Here is a 19,365-nt window from a genome sequence, read left to right as displayed (position 1 = left end):
AACCTCATTCATCACACAACAGCCATTCGATCAGGGCCGAACGATCTTCGCCGGACTTGGCGATCGCCCCGCGATTGGTCGCGACGGTCTCCCAAAAATTGTCGTCATTCCAAACCGGACGCAATGCCGCAATGCGAGCAAGGACTCCGAATGTCTCTCCGGTGCGGATTCCCATCCGATAACGAATCATCGAATCGACGGGATGATCAATCTGCGAAGCATCGATAAAAACCCGCGGCTTGCCGGTCCGGCTGATGCTTTCGACGATCTCATGCAGCAGCGATATCCACTCTTGTTCGGTGGGATCTCCTGAAATGACAAATTCCAGGTACTCTGGATGCTCAAGCATGCCGATACACGTGTCCGACATTCCAGGCTCTACTCACGAGAAAAATCACGAAAAGAAAACGAACGCTATGGATAGCGCGCTACACATAACCGCTGATTGATTGGTCTGGGCGACTTTGATTATTGCAGCTTCTGCAAGAAACCACACAGGCTTTTTCCCAATCCTTCAATGGTTTCTTGCTGCCGAGAATCGTTGAGTGCCCCATCATCAGTAAACACATTATTAGCCTGCGAAATAGCCACTTGCTTGGGCAACACGATCACGCCGATGTTTTGCAGAATGGATCGCACGTGAACCAGTCCGCGAAGACCACCCAATGCCCCAGGCGAAGCGCTCATCAGCGAACAGACTTTGCCCTGGTAAGCGGCCAGCGGTCCCTCTCCTTCGACGGGACGCGACACCCAGTCGATCGTGTTCTTCAACAGCGGCGTGATCGAGCTGTTGTATTCCGGACACGAAAGTAACAATCCCTGATGCGCGAGAAACAATTCTTTGAGCGCCTTGGCGTTCTCCGGGATCCCATGCTCTGCTTCCAGATCGCCGTCGTATAGCGGCATGGGGAAGTCAGCCAGGTCGAGCACGGTAACTTCGGCTCCGGCCTGCTGGGCTGCTTTGGCCGCGATCTTGATCAGCTTCTTATTAAATGAATCGCGGCGGGCACTTCCGGCGAAAGCAAGAATCCTCGGTTGGCTCATGATCGGCTCCTTCAGATGGTCGAGTTCGGGGCTGAACCATCATCGTAGCAGTGCGCTGCACCGAGAAAAGAGAGCCGACCCAACAAGTAAGCACACAGCAACGCCCGCTCAAGAGTTTGTTTCGATGAAAGCGAAAGACCGGCACTAACCCAACGCGAACAGTTCCGGTCCGCATTCCTGCGTGACGACTTCGCCGAACAGCGTATGCGCGTGGCAATCGTAAACCACCACCGGCATGATCTTGCCAATTAACCGCGGGTTGCCATCGAAGACAACAATGCGGTCGCAATGCGTTCGTCCGATCAACTGGGTTGCGTGCGGGTTGTCGGCTTCGTCCGCCTTTTTGAGGGACGTCTTGCTGGGACCTTCGACCAGCACGTGCACGGTATCGCCGATCAGCTTCTGATTGTCTTCCAGGCTGATACGATTCTGGATCGCCAGCAGGTCGTTGTTGCGCTGCTGCTTGACGTGATGCGGGATGTCGTCGATGAAAAGCTCAGCACCGCGGGTTCCTTCGCGTTCGCTGTACTTGAAGATGAAGCTATTCTTGAAGCGGCACTCTTCGACCAGTTCAACGGTCTTCTGGAAGTCTTCTTCGGTCTCGCCACAGAAGCCGACGATAAAGTCGCTGCTGACGGCGTAGCCTGGGACGATCTCGCGAATGCGGGCCATCATCTCGCGGTAGTCGGCCACCGTGTAGCCGCGTTTCATCCGCTTGAGGACTTCGTCGGAGCCACTTTGCAGCGGCACGTGCAGGTATGGCGAGACCTTGCTCAAATCGCGAACCGCTTCCAACAGTTCGCGGGTCATATCCTTTGGATAGTTGGTCACGAACTTGATCCGCTCGAGACCTTCGATCGCTTGCAGTTCGGTCAGCAGATCGGCCAGACGCCACTGCTTGCCGCTTGCGTCGGTGGCCTTGTAGCTGTTGACGGTCTGACCGACGAGGGTGATTTCGACGGTACCGTGCTCGGCCAGGTGGCGGCATTCGCGAATGATGTCTTCCGGCGAGCGGCCTTGCTCAGGGCCACGAACGCTCGGCACGATGCAGTACGTGCAGAACTTGTCGCAGCCAATCTGAATTCGCACGTAAGCCTGAAACGGTGTCGGACGCATCTCAGGATCGCGGAGCGGGTCGAAGCTTTCGTGGCTGCGGGTGATTTGATCGCGCGTACCATCCTTGCGCCCCAGGCTCACTTCAATCTGCTTGCCTTCCCCGGCGTTGATCTTATCGATCATTGAAGGAATCTGATGCAGTTGCCCGGGGCCGACGATCAGGTCGACGTAGGGTGCCCGGGTGAAGATCTTGTGCTGATGGTTCTGGGCCATGCAGCCCATCACGCCGATGACCTTCTCGGGGTTCTTTTCCTTCAGGTCGCGCAGCATGCCAAGGTGGCTGTACGTCTTGTTTTCCGACTGGGCGCGCACGCTGCACGTGTTGAAGAGCAGGGTATCCGCTTCTTCGGGCTTGGTGGTCAGGACATAGCCTTGCTTGCGAAGCGAGGCCACGACCAGCTCGCTATCGAGCATGTTCATCTGACAACCGACGGTTTCAATAAAAAGACGTTTTTCCATGCGGACGAATCTTCGAATGGCGTGACGGACAGAGGGACCTGTACGCTCGGCAAATTGGCTGTTTGTTTCAGCTATTGAGCGCGGGTACCTGGTTCATCCCTAACTCACTCCCCCAAGGGGCGAGGAGACAAGAGGTTGGTGGCACCTGCTCTCATGAACTGCCAGGCTAGGCGGCCTCTTTGTGTTTCTGCTTGATGAATTCTTCAAACTGTTTTTGTTCGGCGAGCTCGCGGGCCTTCTTTTCTTCTTCGGCCTGCTGCTTAAGGACCGCCTCGCGTTGACGGCGGAATTCCTCTTGGAACTGTCGCTCCAAGCGGATACGGCGTACCCTCATCAGTCGCACCAATCCCATGATGGCGATGTAAGAAGCGACCGCAAATAGAACGATGTCCCAGCGACTCACAGCATATAATCCCGCGTCCGTGCAGAAATCCAACGGTGTATCTTAAACAACGACCCCCTTTGGGGGCGAGAGGGATTTCCGCGGCAAACTGGGCAAACCAGGCCAGAAACGTGTTATTCTTGCGGCGAAAGGGCCGATTCCGACAGCAATCGATCACCCACCTGGGGATGGTAACCGTGGACGAAGTCGGCCACGCGCATCGGCTTCTTACCGGCTGGCTGCAGCCAATCGACAATGATTTGGCCCCCCTTCGCCGCGAAATAGAGCCGATCTTCCGCCACCACTGAGACCGAGCCGGGCGCGATCCCTTCCGGGGCTGGCTCGCGCAACAAGCGGATCTCTTTCAGGATAATTCGCAGCGGCGGCTTATCGTGCTGCTGCCAATGCGTAAAGCAGCCAGGCCACGGCTGGAACGCGCGAAACTTGTTATAGATCAGCTCGGCTGTATCTTCCCAGTTGATGTCTGCATCGGCCTTGGCCAGGCGTGGTGCCTTGGTGGCGAGCGACTGATCCTGAACCACGCCGGGGGTTCCTTCTGGGCCATGCTTCAGCAGCATCTCGATCGACTCGAGCACGGCCGGTACGCCGAGATCCGCCAGCCGAGGTTCCAGTTCGACGGTTGTTTCGGTCGGGCCGATCGGCGTGCGAACTACTTGCAGGCAAGGGCCCCCGTCGAGCTTCGGTGTCATGTGAATGACCGTGATGCCGGTTTCCGCGTCGCCATTGAGAATCGCCCAGTTGACCGGTGCCGCGCCGCGATACCTGGGCAAGATCGACCCGTGCAGGTTGATACCGCCATAGGTAGCGGTGGCCAGGATGAAGTCTTTCAAGATCTGACCGTAGTCACACACAACCAACAAATCTGGTTGAAGATCGGCCAGTAGCTGTCGCGCTTCTTCGGTGTTCACACTCACCGGATCATGAATGGCAATGCCGTGCTCGGCGGCCACGTCGCGCATCGGAGTGGGAATCGAAGACTTCCGTCGATGCACCGACCGCACCGGCTGCGTAAAGAGGCAAGCGACTTCGTGCTCGGTGGCAATCAGGGCCTGGAACGTGGGAACAGCAAACGGCCCCGTCCCCATCATGACGATTTTCATATTCTAGTTTTCAGTATTCAGTGTTCCGTTTTCAGTGCAAGCGAGATCGCTCTGTCAGTCTTACTGAAAACTGAACACTGAAAACTTCAAACTACCTAAGCATACTTCTCTTCGAGTTTGCCCTGGAACTTGACGATCTCTTCGTCGGTAGGCAGTTTGCCTTCGCCGCGCAAGCGTTCGAAGGTAAGCTCGAACTTGTCAATCTGCGGCTGGATTTCGTACAGCGAGTCTTCGTCCATGCGATCGGTGAACATGATCCCGTCGAGATGGTCGGTCTCGTGCTGCACGCAGCGAGCAAACAGGCCGTCGACTTTCTGCTCGAACTTCTCGCCGTTGGGCATGTAGGCGCTGAACAAGATCTCGGAGGGACGCATCACTGCGCCGTAAACGCCTGGCAGGCTCAAGCAGCCCTCTTCGGCTTCGTCCGATCCGGTACCACGGTTGATGGCCGGATTGATGAAGACGAGTTCCTCGCCTTCTCCCTTTTCACCGGCCAGATTCATAACGAAAAACCGCAACGGGATACCTACCTGATTGGCGGCCAGGCCAATCCCCCGAGCCTGGTACATCAGATCGAACATCTCGGCGATCATGCCGCGAAGTTCCGCGTCGACGCGCTTCACAGGCTTCGATTTGTAACGCAGCGTGGGGTGAGGAAAGTGAATAATCTGCAACGTAGCGGTCCTAAGAGCCGGGCCCAAACGGAGTCAGGCCTCGCTTATCCACTGGGGAGCGAGGCCGCGAAACGATCCATTATAGGCAGAATCAGGGCCCGGTCGACAGGCAATGCCGCTACGCAGGCCGGCTGCGGCCGTGAACCGGGTAGACACGCGGTTCTTCCACTTCTTCGCCGGCGACTTCCGGGGTATCGACTTCGGCCGATGGTTCGTTGGCGGGCTCTTCCTCAGCACGGTCATCTTCGTCGTTGCGTTTGCTGCGGGCCTTGTGGTCCGGACGGAAAACGCGTCCCAGCGGACCAGCCAGCAGGGCCGGCAGGAACACCAGGTCGCCGATCAGGGCCACCGCCAACAGCGAGACCATCAGGTAGCCAAATCGCTGGGTGGGCGTGAAGGTGCTGAAAGCGAACACAGCCAGACCCAAACCACCGATGATGGTTGTCTGGAACATGGCCATCGCACAGCGGTTGTAGGCTTCTTTAATCGCATGGGCACGTGTATAGCCTTCGTCGAGGCCCCAGCGGAACCAGGTCAGGAAGTGGACCGTATCATCCACCGCCACACCCATCGCCACGCTGGCGGTCATCATCGTACCAATGTCGACTTCAATGCCCGTCCACGACATAAAGCCGAACACGATACAAATTGGGAAGACGTTCGGCAGCATCGAGATAAGGCCAGCCCGGAAGCTCTTGAGCACCAGCATCATCACCAGTGCGATCAAGGCGAACGCCCAGACCGTGCTTTCGATCAGGTTGGTCAGCAGCGTACGAGCGGCCTTGTACACCACGGGAACCACGCCCGTGTAAACCAGCGAAACAGGCGGCCGGCCATCGGCGTACATGCGGGGTATCTCTTTCCCGGTGTACTCGTGCGCGGTGATGTCGAAGGTCCCTTTGATGTTGGCGTTCTCGGCAATCGCACCCATGTCGTAAATGGCGTTCGGTTCGACCAGTGCGACATAGTCGGCATGGCCGCGACCGTTGTTCAGAATCCAATCCAGACGTTCCTGGGTATGGGCATTCGGATCGTGATCCAGCACCTTGATGCGTGCGTTGACCAGCAAGTCGCGCAGCGTTTCGGAAAAGACCTTCGTGGCGTCGAGGTGGCCGTAGCGATCGTGGTGATTTGGTTTGCCATCGGTGGCCGCTTCTTTGGCAGATTCGAAGTTCACGCCCAGCAGCGCCACCTTGGCGTTGACGTAGCCAGCACCGTCGCGGTCTTTGTCGATCTGAGCCAGAATCCGATCGCGGGCCTGGTAGGCGTCCATGATCGGTTCGGTAACTTGCTTCAGGTCGTTGACGAAGTTGCCGTAGTCGATGTTTTCCAAAGCACCCAAGCGGAGGCTCACGCGCCACAGTTCGGCACCGTTCTTCTTATCGACGCGAAGGTAGTCGGAACGGACAAACTCGTTGAACGAGGCTTCCAACTGCTTGCTATAGGCGTAACGTTCCGAGAGAGAAGCCGTGCTGTTGCCGGCATCGGGCAGTTCCGGAGCGAACGTCAGGGCCGACATCGGCGGACCTACGAGTTCTGCTCCATCGGGGCCGAGGTACTCTTCGACCACGTTGGCCACACGCTGGGCCATCTCCATACGCTCCAGGAACTTGTACTGGAACTTGGGATCGACCTTGTTCTCGCTCGCCAAGGCCAGCGGGTTGAGGGCTTTTTCTGGATCGGCTTCGTCGTAGTACAGCAGCTCCGGTTCGACACGGACGACCAGTTCCATGGGAACCAGCTTGCCGAGGTTGTCTTCCAACCAGGCATAGTCCTGAATGATGCGGGCATCGTCGTCGAACATCTTCAACAACTGCACCGATGTCTTCAGGTACTGCAGACCAAACGCGAAGAAGAGGAAGATCGCCAGGCAGCCAATCGCGACCTTAATGTTGTTGGCGATGATATAGTCACCGACCTTGTCCCCAATTCGGCTAATCCAAAGACCGGCAGCGGAAGGTTCGACCGGCTTGGCTTCTCCCTTTTTCTTAGCCGCACTGGGGGGCCACATTTGCAGTGCAGCCGGCAAGTAGGTAAACAGCAGGAAGAGCGTTGCCAGCACGCCCATGGCCGAAAAGATGCCGAACTTATGAATCGGCGTGATGCTGCTGGTTGCCAGCGAACCAAGACCGACGGCGGTGGTCACGGCGGCGATTGTGCAGGGGTACCAACCATGAGCGATCGTTAGCTCGGGTGCGTTGCGCAGCGTGCCGGATTCGTTCACGACGTCTTTGTAGTAGTTCACAATATGGATCGCGCCCGATAAGCCGAGCACGTACACCACGGCCGGCATCGACATGATCACCGCGTCAGTCGTAGGATCGAGCCACCAGATGAAGCGGCCAGCGGTCCAGTAAATCAACGACAGGCTCGTCACCGCGCTGATCCCACCGACAAAGAAGACCATGATCGTCAGCTTGATACTGCGCAGACACATGTAAGAAAGCCCCAGGCCGATGATCACGCTGAAGCTGACCAGGCGGGCCAGCGTGCGTTCCCCTTCTTCGTCGATCGAAACGTTATCGACCGGAGGACCACCCAGGCGAAGCTCTTCCAACGGAACGCCAGCTTGTTCGGCCAGCTCTTCCAACTGCCCCAGCGGGCGGCCAAGCACGCCGTGTCCCATGGTGCGGCGCAGGTCGACCTTGCCGGCATCGGTCAGCGTGACGATCAAGCAGGTCTGCTCTCCGTCAGGACCAAACAGGGTACCAGTCAGGCGGTCCAAGGCCTTCTGCCGGGCTTCTTCCAAATCTTTGGGGCTGGGGTCTTCATTGCGAACCAGCGTACCGCCGGGGGCAGCCAACTGAGCCAACACGTCTGGCCCGGTCGTAACCGATTTGAAGAGCCGAGCTTGCAGAAGTTTTGGCTTCTTGAAGTACTCTTCATGCACCTTCTTTACGTAATCGCCGTCGACCGAGTTACCTCCGGTGAAGACGCGTTCGGAGGCACGACCCAACGCACCAAGGACAGTGCTTTTGCCATTCCACTTATACAGTTCGCCGTTTTCCAGCAGGTAATACCAGGTCGCATTGTTGCCCAGGAACCACTTTTCGTTCTGGCCGGCCCACCCTTGGTGTTCGTCGCCAGGGTAATAGAGTCCCAGTTCGTCGCCGATAAAGTCAGGCAGGCGGTGATCGATGGGGACCTTTTGCTTCTCTTCTTCGGTCAGCGGCGGCGGCACCAAGAGGCGCGCTAAATAGTCCAGACGCTGGTCGTCGGCGGTGCAGCCTTTCCAGCTGATCAGCACGAACTGCTCACCCAGGAAGTGATCGCGGAACCAGTCAAGCTCCGAGGTTTCGGCGAAGTCGCTGGGGAGCCAGTCCTTAACATCGTTCCGCATCTGCTCGAGCGACAAACGTGCTCCGCGCAGCGCAAACGGCACGAGGAAAAAGATCGTGCACAAGATGTACAGGGCATAACGCTCGAAGAATGTAGGTCGACGCATCTGCATCAAAATCCGCTCTTTGAGAATCCTTGAGCAAGCTCAAATCAAGGTCCTGGGAACGCTTCGGCCAAGATCCAACGCCATCGGCTCAGCCAATGGACACGGCTATGAGAACCCAACTTTTCCTGAGGGGATCTCATAGAAAATCCGCTGCTTACTGCTTTCTACGCAAAACGGTAAAAACTTCGCCAATTTTTGCGTCTGTAAGCGATTAAAGCTACAGTTTTCTTCAAGTTGAGTCTATGGCAGGCGCAAATACCCTAACTTGCGCATCTTCACCATTTCCCAATTGGGGTGTCTTCTCCAACCTTCTCGGCTTGGAATAAAGAGGATCGCCACCACGCGTGTGGGTAGAATACGGCAACTTCGTCCAATTCGTGCAATTGAATTCCGAGTAAAGGAGCGCTCCGCAATGACGACGCCATTGGAAACTCTCATACAGGCAGGCACCAAAGTTTGGCTCGATTCAATCGACCCTGAGCTGGTCGACTCGAATTTCAAGCTTGGCGTTTCCGGGGCGACATCCAATCCGGTGATCGTTTCCGATCTGATCAAATCAGGCCAATTCGACAACTGGATCGAAGAGCTTACCGCCGCAGGACACGAGGCCGACGAGATTGCCTGGACGATCACCGATCGCATGGTTCAAAACGCCCAGGACGTCTTTTTACCCGTCTGGGAGCGTACCGAGGGGAACGACGGGTACGTCAGCTTCGAGCTCGATCCTCTGCTGGAAGACCCGGAGCGTAACCTGCCGCACGACGAGCGAGTGGCCCAGTACATCGAGCTGGGCAAGAAGTGGGGCAGCGGTCATAAGAACCGCATGATCAAAGTCCCGGCGACCCCTGCCGGCATCGATGCGTTAGAAGAACTTTGTGCCGCCGGCATCACGTTGAACGTGACACTTTGTTTCACCATGCGGCAATATCACGCGGCTCGCGAGGCCGTTTGGCGCGGCGCGCAGCGGCGGAAATCGACCGACGCGTTCAAAAGTGTCTACTCTATCTTTGTTTCTCGCGTGGATGTTTATTCCGAGAAGCATCTGCCCGATCTCAGCGATGCGGCCCAGGGGCAACTGGGGATTGTGAACGCCAAGAACATTTGGAAAGACAACGCCGAGTTCTGGGCCGACAAGAACTTGAAGCTGCAGCAGGAATTAATCTTCGCGTCGACCGGAACGAAGCTTCCTTCCGATCCTCCCTGGAAGTACGTCGCGGCGTTCGCCGGGGATGGAATTGAAACGAATCCCCCCAAGACGAACCAACAGGTTCAAGAGAGTGGCAAGTCGTTCGACCGAGAGATCGATCAGTTGCCGCCACAGTCAGTGCTCGACGAACTCGACAGCAAAGTCGACTACGTCGATCTCGAGAATGTGTTGATGGAAGAAGGGATCGCCAAGTTCGCCGATCCACAGAAGGCCTTGCTCGCATTGATCGAGTCGAAAAAGGCCGCCGTCTAAGCGGATACCGACTACAGGTAATCCGCAAACAAATCCCCCTCCGGCCAATCAGCAACCGCATTGGCCGGGGCATGCATCGGCGAGTCGATCTTCCTGGCATAGGGCTGACCGTCGGGGGCGGTATCTTGATTGAACAGCACGCTCCACGTCACACCATCGGCGCGAGAGACCAGCAGCGTCGATACGCCGGTCAGGCGGCCGGTATGCCAACACGTCCACGGCAGCACACTGCCGGGCGCTTGACGCACGAGCCAACCGCACGCGTAGTAGGCCTCGTTGCCGGTGATTTGTTTGCCGGCGATCTGCGGTGGAGCAAACATCGTTTGCAGTGATTCGCGCGAGAGGATCGCATCGGCCGTGGGAAAGAACAGCTCCGACGTAAAGCGAACCATATCGACCGACGAAGCCAGCCAGCCCCCGACCGACGCCAGGTTCTCGATGCGTTCGATCCCGTAAGGATAGGGGACCGGATCGATGCCTCGCTCTCCCAAGACATTTCTTCCGGTGCGCTGCTTGGTATCTCGATACTCGACCTCGCCGGCGGCGCGATGCTTGGGGAGCGTCCGCGCCAGACGCATGCGGCGGATCTGCATCGGCTGCAGCACTTCCTGCTGCACATAGTCGCCGTACGACTGGCCGGTTACCTGTTCGATCATCTGCCCTAACATCAAGTAGCCCACGTTCGCATAGGCATGCCTGGTGCCTGGGTCGAAGTCGAGTTTGCGCGTCAGCGCGAAACGGAGCACGTCCTCTTTGGCCAGTGGAAAGGTGACCTTCAATGCCGCACGAACCTGCCGACTCATGGCAAACGGATCGCCCGACGTATCTTTGTCAAAACCACCGCTATGCTGCAAACATTGCCGCACGGTGACATCGGCCAGGCGAGGATCGACCCAGCGTTGTGGATCTTCGGGTAAGAAGCTGGCGTTCAGCAGCGGCACGATCGGCTGATCCAACTGAACCTTGCCCTCTTGCACCAGTTTCATGACCGCGACGGCAGTGATCGGCTTGGTGAGACTGGCAATACGAAACAACGAGGTCGGCTGCACCTTTCGCTTACCAGGCAGATCGGCGTGGCCAAATCCTTTGGCGTAAACGAGCCGGCCTCGATAGGCCACCGCCAGCGATACCCCCAGCGGCTTGTTCTTTTCAATGAACTGCCCGATCGTCCGGTCGAACGCTTCGAGCCCCGGCAGACTCTTCCCCGTAGAGGCAACACCATCGGCCGCCGTGCACTCTTCGGCAGACCAGGCTCCGATGCCGCTAGTAGAGATAAGCATGCCCAGCCGGGCGAGAAACTGGCGGCGATCAGGGGTGTTTTTCATTTTTTGGAACCATCCAGCGCGGGGAGATAACCATTGGCGCGAAACCAAACCAGCGCATCCCGCAAGGTCTTATCGAGGGGACGAATCTGATAGTCGAGTTCTTCCATCGCCTTGTCGCTGCGATAGTAATGGTACTGGCTACCCATCTTAATCGCTGCCGAGTTCACCTCCGGCTCTTTTCCATCCATGTGGCCATACATATCGCCACTGAAACCGGCGATCATCCCGATCACCGGTCCCAAGCGGGCCCACGGCGGCCGCCGACCCGTGATCGCGGCCATGCGTTTCCAGAGGTCGAAGTAGGTCAGGTTCTCGCCGCCGAGGATATAGTTCTCGCCGACCTTCCCCTTGTGAATGGCCGTGATGATCGCCGCAGCCACGTCGCGAACATCGCAAACGCTGCCACCACCGCTGGGTGCCATGGGGGGCTGCTTCTTCACGACCGAAATCAGCATCCGGCCGGACGAAGGCTTCCAGTCCCACGGCCCGAACATCAACGCCGGGTTCGTGATCACGACGTTCAAGCCTTGGGGAACCATCTCGCGCAGGGCGTCTTCGGCGGCACGTTTGGTGACGACGTAAGGGCAGGGGATCTTCCCCTCGCGGGGCGAGTCTTCGTTGGCCGAGGCATCCTTCTTGCCCACACCCAACGCATCGACCGAAGAAACGTGCACCATGCGGACCCCTTGCTTCAGGGCTGCTTCGGCGACGATCCTGGTCCCTTCGACATTCACCTGCTGCATCAGCTTTTCTTTGGTCCAGCCAATATGCACCACGGCCGCCGAGTGAATGACCGCATCGACGCCGATCATGGCCGTGTTCACCGCCTCTTCTTCACGGATGTCGCCGGGGACCGCCTCGACATCGAGCCCTGCTAGCGAACGATCGATGCGCGGATCTCGGACCATCACGCGAACCTGATGCCCTTGATCCAACAGCATTCGCGTTACGTTGTTGCCCACTAATCCGGTAGACCCGGTGACAAGTGCCAGCACTATGTTTCTCCCATCACGCGTTGTTCGCAGCTTGCTTGCGTTTAATTGTCGCTCAGAGTCCCCAGACTTTATATAGGACAACGCCAGGCATCTGATCGCCCCCTTAGCCTGCCTATCGGGGGTGGTGATCTCCCCAACCCGGCCAATAAAAAACTTAAAATATATGGCGAGAGTTTACTCTTACCGATAAGATCAGTTGCGGATAGTCGGTGTTCTTATCTCTTATCTCGACGGCTGATCCTCGATCGCTCCGGTCTCATCACGGGAAAATTCAAATGCTTCTTCCTACGTCGCCGCGTTGGCAGCGCTCGCGCGCTTTTACGCTTGTCGAACTATTGGTGGTAATTGCCATTATCGGCGTTCTGATTGCCTTGCTTTTGCCGGCCGTGCAGCAGGCTCGCGAGTCTGCCCGACGGATGCAGTGCTCGAACAACATGAAGCAAACCGCTTTGGCCATGCACACTTACCACGATATTCACGGCATTCTGCCAGCTCCCGGCTATGGTGGTAACCACCTCGGCTGGAGCGCTTCGATCCTTCCGCAGTTGGAACAAAATGCCATCGCCGAGGGGCTCGATTACACCACCGGCAGTCACGTCGCGACCGGTCGCGTGAAGTACGGTATTTACCGCGTGGATGCTTATTTGTGCCCGAGTGCCCCCAGTTCGGAAACGTACTCGCCACGTACCGACGAGGTCTACAGCGGCCAGCAGTGCTTTGCGATCCACTACTTCGGCATCCTCGGCCCTCAAGGCAACAACGCTTCCTCGAGCCAGGCCTACGATTGCCAGAACCTTTCCGAAGCATTCGGGGGACGCTGCACCGAAGGGATCATGTGGGAGAAAGGCTCGAAGTTTCGCGACGTGACCGACGGTCTCTCGAATACCTACCTGATGGGTGAGAACTCGTGGAAGGACATGCCCTACCGCCGCTACTGGCTGCGGGGCGAATACAACGATTCGCGCGGCAAGCTCTTTTTGATCTCGAAGAACATCCAGGCCCCCATTAACAGCGGCGTGGACGACAAGTGGAACACGGTTGCGTTTGGCAGCCTGCACCCAGGCGGGGCGATGTTCTCGCGGGGTGACGGTTCGGTGACGTTCGTCCCCGAGACGGTCGACTTCGCCACGTTTTTAGCCGGGGCCAGCAAGTCAGGCAACGAGCCTGTCAGCGCCAATTAAGTCCGCGTTTCCTTTGCCCCGGTGTTCGAAGCCATGGTTTTAGCACGTTACTGGCCAGGCCTGGTCACGCTTGTTCTGCTCGCAGTCTCGCTCGGCTGCAACTCGAAAGCTGGTCTGGCAACCTACCCCGTCTCAGGCACGGTTACCTATCAGGGCAAGCCGGTGCCGGATGGGTCGATCACGTTGATTCCTGATTCGCGACAAGGCAACAGTGGCGCGGCGGTATCGATCGATATCGTCAACGGCAAGTTCGATTCGGCCACGGCCGATCGAGGGCATGTCGGCGGGCCGCACATGGTCCGCGTGGTTGGCCTGGACGGTAAAGGAGATGGCGATCTCTTTCCCCATGGGCAAATGTTGTTTCCTGACTACGAAACGACCCTCGACCTGCCCAAAGAGGGATCGACCCAAGAGATTGTCGTCCCGATCGATTTGAAGATGCCCAGACGTCGCTAGTCCCCTAAGGGAAGTGCTTAGAACGCTGCTGTAGATCGAATCGAATCGCTTCCGTCTTCGAACGCAAGAGACGCACCCGAACAAGTTCGAGTGCGTCTTCCCGCTTTCGCGGCTTGCGTGGTTCGTTACACAGCGCGGCGGTTATTTGTCGCCAGCTTCAGCGAACGCCTTGTCGACGTTGCTTCGCGTTTCTTCGTGATCCAGTTCGGCGTAGTACTTGTCCGAAGTGACCTTCGGAGCGGCACCAACGGTGTTCTTGTTGGCATCGATCATCGCCGTGTACTGGTTATCTTCGGTCTTGGTGATCTTCACCTTGTCGGCTGGAATAGCCGTGTATTTCTCACCTACTCCCAGCGTACCACCGGAACCGAGAATGAAGTATTCCGCTTGGCAATCTTCCATCTTGTGATTGAAGACGATGTCGTCCAACTGACCAAGCGTTTCATTACCACTTCCCTTGACCTCCAGGTCGTTCAGGGCCGAAGCGAGAAACATTTCCTCTGCTGTCAGATGCGGAGCATCCGTCGACTTGAAGTACTTGCTGTTCCGTTCGTGGAACGAATCGACCGTCAGATCGGCAGCATGTTCCAGCGACAAAGCCGGAGCGTTCTTCAAGTCTTCAGCCGTCATCGGAATGCTGAGCTTCAGCGTGGCATCGTCGTCGGTGTTCACCCAAGCCATGTCCACCGCTTTGGCAGGCACAGCATGATCGGTCTCACCAACGCCAGCGATACCGCCGCTACCGATGATCAGGTAAGCGACTTTGCCATCCTTGGTCATGACAATATCGTTGACCGATCCGACGGTGTCTTCCTTGTTGGATCCGTAGACGCTAGCGCCCAACACGCGAGTCGCGGCGATGCGATCCGATTTTTCGGAATCGGTCTTGGCTGGCTTCGCCTGGCTATCGGAATCCTTCGCAGGCTTTTCCTCGGCAAAAGCTGGAACCACCAAGGCCAATGCGAGAAATAGTCCTAAAATACGCGTTACTAACATTTCAGAATCTCCTAAATGAAACTGAGGTTGTTCGAGATAGAAGAAGGCAGTCGCAACTGCCATACCGACTTCAAGTATCTTGCTTAAGAAAAGCTCAAGTGCCGGCAAATCCGCCTGTTTTAAAGCACTTAGACAAGACAAGATCGCGCAGCTTACCATCACGCCGTCTCGATACGTTTGCCTGCTGATCGTTTCCCGAACACCCTGAACGTATTCCCATCAGCAGGGTGTTTGCGACCACTTACGCTACGGGAACTTGCGAATAGATCCGCATGCGAGAGGGACTGATCGAGAGAGTCCCGGTATACGTCCGCCTATCGCGTGGTTCTTCTTCCGGCATTCGCTGAGCGACTGTCGACAAACCAGAGCGGCTTGCCAAAGTGAGAGATCCCTAAGAGGGAGCACGACGGAGATCGCCTGCCTTGCCGAGGCAGACGCGGCATCTGCGTCTTAGTAATTCGAGACAGGATCGCAACCAAGAAAAAAGGACACCGTGGACGTCGACCTGAAATCGGGGGTTATCAAGCCGACATTCCACGGGCCACTTGCCTGCTTCCTGGAAATTCTTCACAGACTATGCAACAGCCGCAAAAGGGGTTGTGAATCTATGAAGTATCCCGAAATAGGCCAATCGTTCGATTCACGTCGCTTCACGGCTGTGGGTGGGCTTAAATGCATGCGATGTGCCAAAACGGGTTGAACGCCGAGAATTGGTGATCAAATATCGAGCCGTGCCCCCATATCGTGGTTAAAATGGAGAAGATCTTCCCCTTGAGGCAACTTCTGGCGATGAAAACACCGGTCGCTCGAAGGCCGAACTGATCTGAAATCACGCTTGTCGCAACGAGGATGGCTGGCTACAAACCAGTTACACGTCCCTTTCGCCCGAAAAGAGCCTATGTCGACCAGCCCACAACTCGAATCGATTCAGCCGGCAGACCAGATCCAATGGGTCAAGTCGCGCCGGGTGATGCCGGCCTGGTTGATGTCTCTTTTGATTCATGCGCTGTTGGGAACGCTGCTGATTCTGACCGTCAGCACCGTATCGCAAGGGATCGGAGACGAGCCGGCCCGGCGTGGGAGCATTGCCCTGGCCAATCGCAGCGAGAACGCCACCGAGTACTTCGACGGCGACTCGAGCCAGAATGCCGACAGTCAGCAAACGACCGATTCGCAGCAAGCGGCCCAGGCCATCAGCGATGCGATGCCGGCAGTCGATCTGCCACCCAGCGTTTTGAGTAAGCTCCTTCCCCAAGGAGACCAGGCCCTGACCGGCGAAGAGACATCCGGCCTTCCTTCCGCCGGCGGCATGACCCAAGGGGGAGCGTCCTCCAAAGGTGGCCTCGGCAATGAAGGGACCACCTCGGTCTTCGGCGCGGAAGGGCGCGGTAACAAGTTCGTCTACGTCTTCGACCGCAGCGGTAGTATGGACGGCCGACCGCTGGCCGCCGCCAAGCAGCAGTTGATTAAGAGTCTGCACGATTTAGACAAGCTGCATCAGTTCGCCATTATCTTCTATAACGAAAACCCCCAGGTCTTCAGTCCGCGCGGCAATGGGCCGCAGTTGGTCTTCGCCGATGAACAAGGCAAGAACCTGGCCGAGCGCTTCGTCCGCGGGATTATTGCCAGCGGCAGTACGCAGCATGTCGATGCCTTGTCGATGGCACTCAAAATGAATCCGGACGTCATCTTCTTTCTGACCGACGCCGACCAGCCGCAGTTGTTTCCGGCCGACCTCGATCGGATTCGCAAACTGAACAAAGGATGCTCGATCCACGCGATCGAATTTGGCTACGGCCCCTACGATGGACGACGCAACTTTCTGGTAAAATTGGCCGACGAGAACGACGGCAAGCATGTTTACGTCGATATCTCGAAGCTCCGTGCCCAACCCTAATATCAACTACCTGGTAAGATTGAGACCTCCGTTGCGTCGTCGTGCGTTCCTGTTCACGCTTGTTCTCTCCACGATCGCCTTAGGCGTTTGTGCCAGGCAGTGCGCAGCCGACGACATCGTCACCCTTCGCCCGGCCAATCCCACCGCCGAGCCCACCAAGGTCCGCGGCAACGTCATCGACTACACCGGTCAGGTACTGACCCTGCAAACGGCTTCCGGGCAAACATCGATCCCTGCGGAGAAAGTCGCGTCGATCGAAACCGACTACGCCTCCGACGTGATGCAGGCCAAGCAGTTTCTGATCGAAGGGAAATCGAGCGAAGCGGCCCGGCTGCTGGCCGCCGCGGTCGCTGGCGAACGTCGCCCGTGGGTAAAGCGCGAGATCCTGGCTCTTGAAGCAATCGCCCTGCAGAACGCCGGACGTCCCATCGAAGCGGGCAACACGTTCCTGAAGATTGTGGCCGACGATCCGCAGACGATTCACTTCGCGGCCCTGCCGCTGGCCTGGTTCAGCTTGCCACCCCACTTCGAGCGCGACCGAGCCGCACGGCAGTGGATGGAGATGCCGTCGCCGTATCCCCAGCTGATGGGTGCCAGTTGGCTATTAAGTACTTCCGATCGTTCGCAGGCCATCGGCGTTCTCAACAATCTTCGCAGCAGCAAAATCCCGCAGATCGCGCTGCTGGCCGAAGCGCAGCTGTGGCAAACCAAGATCGTCACCGCCACCCAGGCCGACGTGCAGCTATGGCAGCGGCAGCTGGCTGCCGGCATCCTGCGCGACGAAGCCCTTGCCGGTCCACTGCTGGTCGTCGGCAAAGCCTGGCGGCAACTCAACAACGACAACCAGGCGGCCCTCACCTTGATGCGGCCGCCGATCTTGTATCCCAATCAACGACCCGTAGCCGCCGAGAGCCTGCTGCAAGCAGGCCGATCGCTGGAACGCGCCGGGCAGACCGACGAAGCCGTTCGTGTGCTGCGCGAAGCCATCGAAAAATATGGCGACCAGCCAGCGCGGCAGGAAGCGGAAATCAACCTCAAACGAATCGCCAGCTCAGGTAGCAACTAGGAGGCAGCCTTGGCCAATTTGACACGTATTGGAATTTGGACTGCCTGCCTGGCCGTGCTGGCCTTGGCCATGCTCGGCGGAGGCTCCAGCTTACTGCCCACCGCCGGACCTCAATCAGTCAGCGCGCAAGATAGTGCGCCGGTCACACCACCGGCGGACCCGCCTGCGGCAGCCCCCGAGAAGACCGGCTTCATCGACATCGTCCTCAGCGGCGGGATCGTGGGGGGGCTGATTCTTGTCTTCCTGCTGGCCCTGTCGATGACGGCGGCGTACCTGGTCTTCGAACAAGCGATGACCATTCGCAAAACCGAGATCATGCCGCCAGAGCTGGGCGATACGGTCCGCGACCATCTGTTGGCCGGCAAAGTTCAAGAAGCCGAACGTGCTTGCCGCGAGCGTCCCAGCTTCCTGTCGTTCGTCCTGCTAAGCGGCATCGCCGAACTCGATGGGGGCTGGACCGCCGTCGAGAAGGCGCTCGAAGACGCCACTGCCGAACAGTCCGCGCGTTTGTTTCGCAAGATCGAATACCTTTCGGTCATTGGCAACATCGCCCCCATGGTTGGGCTGCTGGGTACGGTCACCGGTATGATCTTCGCTTTCCAACAAGTGGCTGCCACGCAGGGAGCCGCCGGGGCAGGGGACCTGGCCGAAGGGATTTACCAGGCGCTGGTCACCACGGTGGGCGGTTTGCTCGTGGCGATTCCTTCGCTGGGTGCGTTCGCCATCTTCCGTAACTGGGTGGATGAGCTGGTGGCCGAAGCGGCTTACGTCGCTCAGCAGGTCTTCACACCGCTTAAACGTCGCAAGCGTCAAGCGGCATCCCAGGCCGCAAGGAGCTAACTTCCGTGCGTGTGCCCAGCAACTTGAAACCTGGCCAGGCCGAGTTCAACATGACGCCGATGATCGACGTCGTGTTCCTGTTGATCATCTTCTTCCTCGTCTCCAGCCACCTGGCGAAGCAGGAAGCCCAGATGCCGCTACCGCTACCCACCGCGAAGAGCGGCCAAGAGATCATCGACGACCAGCAGCCGCGCGTGGTGGTGAACATCGAAGCCGATGGCTCGCTCATCCTGGCCGGCAGGCGCGTTCCGCCAGAGCAACTGAAAGAACGCCTCGCTGCCGAGCGAGCGCGAAGCGGTGACTCGATCGAACTGCGGATCCGCTGCGATCGCCAGACTCCCTACGCCAACGTGAAGCCCGTGATGCTGGCCGCCACCGAGGCAGGCATCTGGAGCATTGCCTTCTCCGTCATTAGGCCGGAGGACGCGCGATGAGACGTCCCAGTCCTTACCGAGATCGCGGACCACTGCAAGTCGCCATGACGCCGATGATCGACGTCGTGTTTCTGCTGCTGATCTTCTTTCTGTGGACGGCCAGTTTTCAGATTGTCGAGTACGCACTGCCCAGCAGTATCTCGCCCCCCAGCAACGTCGGCTCGTCCGCCGAACGCGAGCTGGAGATCGAAGACTTCGAACAAATCGTCGTCCGCATCACCGGCGAGCCTGGTAACCTCACCTACGCCGTCAACGAACGCCGCACGCAAGAGTTGCCGGAAGTTCGCGAGATCCTTGGCGTGTTGGCCTCTATCAAGAACGACGTTCCCTTAATCATCGACCCGGTCGAAGCGGTCCCCGTCGGCCAGGTCATCGATGTGTACGACATCGGCCGCGTGCTGAACTTTCAAGAGATCCAGTTCGCCGTTGAACCCGATTAGAAAGCACAGATCACCCAATCAAACGTAGGATGGCT

18 protein-coding genes are annotated in these 19,365 nt (G+C 57.8%); 8 read left to right on the top strand and 10 right to left on the bottom strand.

What is annotated here, in order from left to right:
- Positions 1–4: 4 nt before the first annotated feature.
- The 7 genes from C5Y96_RS12990 to C5Y96_RS27800 all read right to left on the bottom strand — a co-directional run bounded on the left by C5Y96_RS12990 (position 5) and on the right by C5Y96_RS27800 (position 8,241).
- The gene (locus tag C5Y96_RS12990) at positions 5–370 is read right to left on the bottom strand and encodes a hypothetical protein (RefSeq protein ID WP_146115650.1); all 366 of its coding nucleotides are present in this window, start codon (positions 368–370) and stop codon (positions 5–7) included.
- A 98-nt stretch (positions 371–468) separates the two neighbouring features.
- Positions 469–1,044 (bottom strand): NADPH-dependent FMN reductase, encoded by a 576-nt coding sequence (locus C5Y96_RS12985; RefSeq protein ID WP_199188695.1) that lies wholly within the window; start codon positions 1,042–1,044, stop codon positions 469–471.
- 144 nt (positions 1,045–1,188) lie between these two features.
- A complete protein-coding gene (gene miaB, locus C5Y96_RS12980) occupies positions 1,189–2,619 on the bottom strand; it encodes a tRNA (N6-isopentenyl adenosine(37)-C2)-methylthiotransferase MiaB (protein ID WP_105353906.1) in 1,431 nt (476 codons plus the stop codon).
- A 166-nt stretch (positions 2,620–2,785) separates the two neighbouring features.
- Positions 2,786–3,022 carry a hypothetical protein gene (locus tag C5Y96_RS12975; protein ID WP_105353904.1) on the bottom strand — a complete coding sequence of 79 codons (237 nt, stop codon included), beginning with the start codon at positions 3,020–3,022 and terminating at the stop codon, positions 2,786–2,788.
- A 113-nt stretch (positions 3,023–3,135) separates the two neighbouring features.
- Positions 3,136–4,122 (bottom strand): methionyl-tRNA formyltransferase, encoded by a 987-nt coding sequence (gene fmt / locus C5Y96_RS12970; protein ID WP_105353902.1) that lies wholly within the window; start codon positions 4,120–4,122, stop codon positions 3,136–3,138.
- Positions 4,123–4,217: 95 nt separating this feature from the next.
- The gene (def, locus tag C5Y96_RS12965) at positions 4,218–4,796 is read right to left on the bottom strand and encodes a peptide deformylase (protein WP_105353900.1); all 579 of its coding nucleotides are present in this window, start codon (positions 4,794–4,796) and stop codon (positions 4,218–4,220) included.
- Between the two features lie 118 nt (positions 4,797–4,914).
- Positions 4,915–8,241 (bottom strand): efflux RND transporter permease subunit, encoded by a 3,327-nt coding sequence (locus C5Y96_RS27800; RefSeq protein ID WP_233198946.1) that lies wholly within the window; start codon positions 8,239–8,241, stop codon positions 4,915–4,917.
- Between the two features lie 412 nt (positions 8,242–8,653).
- Between C5Y96_RS27800 and C5Y96_RS12955 the strand changes: the two genes are divergently transcribed.
- Positions 8,654–9,700: a transaldolase family protein gene (locus tag C5Y96_RS12955; RefSeq protein WP_105353895.1), complete on the top strand. Its 1,047-nt coding sequence runs from the start codon at positions 8,654–8,656 to the stop codon at positions 9,698–9,700.
- 11 nt (positions 9,701–9,711) lie between these two features.
- On the opposite strand, the gene C5Y96_RS12950 is transcribed toward C5Y96_RS12955, so the two are convergent.
- Positions 9,712–11,025, bottom strand: a complete 1,314-nt coding sequence (locus tag C5Y96_RS12950) for a serine hydrolase domain-containing protein (protein WP_105353893.1) — start codon at positions 11,023–11,025, stop codon at positions 9,712–9,714.
- Positions 11,022–12,020 (bottom strand): NAD-dependent epimerase/dehydratase family protein, encoded by a 999-nt coding sequence (locus C5Y96_RS12945; RefSeq protein WP_158261216.1) that lies wholly within the window; start codon positions 12,018–12,020, stop codon positions 11,022–11,024. The genes C5Y96_RS12950 and C5Y96_RS12945 overlap by 4 nt, the downstream gene beginning before the upstream one ends.
- Before the next feature lie 275 nt (positions 12,021–12,295).
- Between C5Y96_RS12945 and C5Y96_RS12940 the strand changes: the two genes are divergently transcribed.
- Together C5Y96_RS12940 and C5Y96_RS12935 are read left to right on the top strand one after the other, a co-directional pair.
- Positions 12,296–13,201: a DUF1559 domain-containing protein gene (locus C5Y96_RS12940; RefSeq protein ID WP_105353889.1), complete on the top strand. Its 906-nt coding sequence runs from the start codon at positions 12,296–12,298 to the stop codon at positions 13,199–13,201.
- A gap of 33 nt (positions 13,202–13,234) precedes the next feature.
- Positions 13,235–13,657: a hypothetical protein gene (locus C5Y96_RS12935; protein WP_105353887.1), complete on the top strand. Its 423-nt coding sequence runs from the start codon at positions 13,235–13,237 to the stop codon at positions 13,655–13,657.
- A gap of 141 nt (positions 13,658–13,798) precedes the next feature.
- Here the strand turns inward: C5Y96_RS12935 and C5Y96_RS12930 are convergent, their stop codons facing one another.
- A complete protein-coding gene (locus tag C5Y96_RS12930; RefSeq protein WP_158261215.1) occupies positions 13,799–14,716 on the bottom strand; it encodes a PRC-barrel domain-containing protein in 918 nt (305 codons plus the stop codon).
- An 835-nt stretch (positions 14,717–15,551) separates the two neighbouring features.
- Between C5Y96_RS12930 and C5Y96_RS12925 the strand changes: the two genes are divergently transcribed.
- The 5 genes from C5Y96_RS12925 to C5Y96_RS12905 are packed head-to-tail and all read left to right on the top strand — an operon-like array spanning position 15,552 to position 19,330.
- Positions 15,552–16,550, top strand: coding sequence for a VWA domain-containing protein (locus C5Y96_RS12925; RefSeq protein WP_105353883.1), 999 nt, complete (start codon positions 15,552–15,554; stop codon positions 16,548–16,550).
- On the top strand, positions 16,537–17,616 hold the full coding sequence (locus C5Y96_RS12920) for a tetratricopeptide repeat protein (protein WP_158261214.1): 1,080 nt from the start codon (positions 16,537–16,539) through the stop codon (positions 17,614–17,616). Before C5Y96_RS12925 ends, C5Y96_RS12920 begins: the two co-directional genes overlap by 14 nt.
- A 9-nt stretch (positions 17,617–17,625) precedes the next feature.
- The gene (locus C5Y96_RS12915) at positions 17,626–18,456 is read left to right on the top strand and encodes a MotA/TolQ/ExbB proton channel family protein (protein ID WP_233198945.1); all 831 of its coding nucleotides are present in this window, start codon (positions 17,626–17,628) and stop codon (positions 18,454–18,456) included.
- 5 nt (positions 18,457–18,461) lie between these two features.
- Positions 18,462–18,890, top strand: a complete 429-nt coding sequence (locus tag C5Y96_RS12910) for an ExbD/TolR family protein (RefSeq protein ID WP_105353880.1) — start codon at positions 18,462–18,464, stop codon at positions 18,888–18,890.
- On the top strand, positions 18,887–19,330 hold the full coding sequence (locus C5Y96_RS12905) for an ExbD/TolR family protein (protein ID WP_105353878.1): 444 nt from the start codon (positions 18,887–18,889) through the stop codon (positions 19,328–19,330). Before C5Y96_RS12910 ends, C5Y96_RS12905 begins: the two co-directional genes overlap by 4 nt.
- Positions 19,331–19,365: the final 35 nt, after the last annotated feature.

Origin of the sequence: Blastopirellula marina (genome assembly GCF_002967715.1) — a bacterium.
In the GTDB taxonomy this organism is placed as follows: domain Bacteria; phylum Planctomycetota; class Planctomycetia; order Pirellulales; family Pirellulaceae; genus Bremerella; species Bremerella marina_B.
Note: the sequence above shows the minus strand (reverse complement) of the source record. Positions and strands in the feature narration are given on the sequence as shown.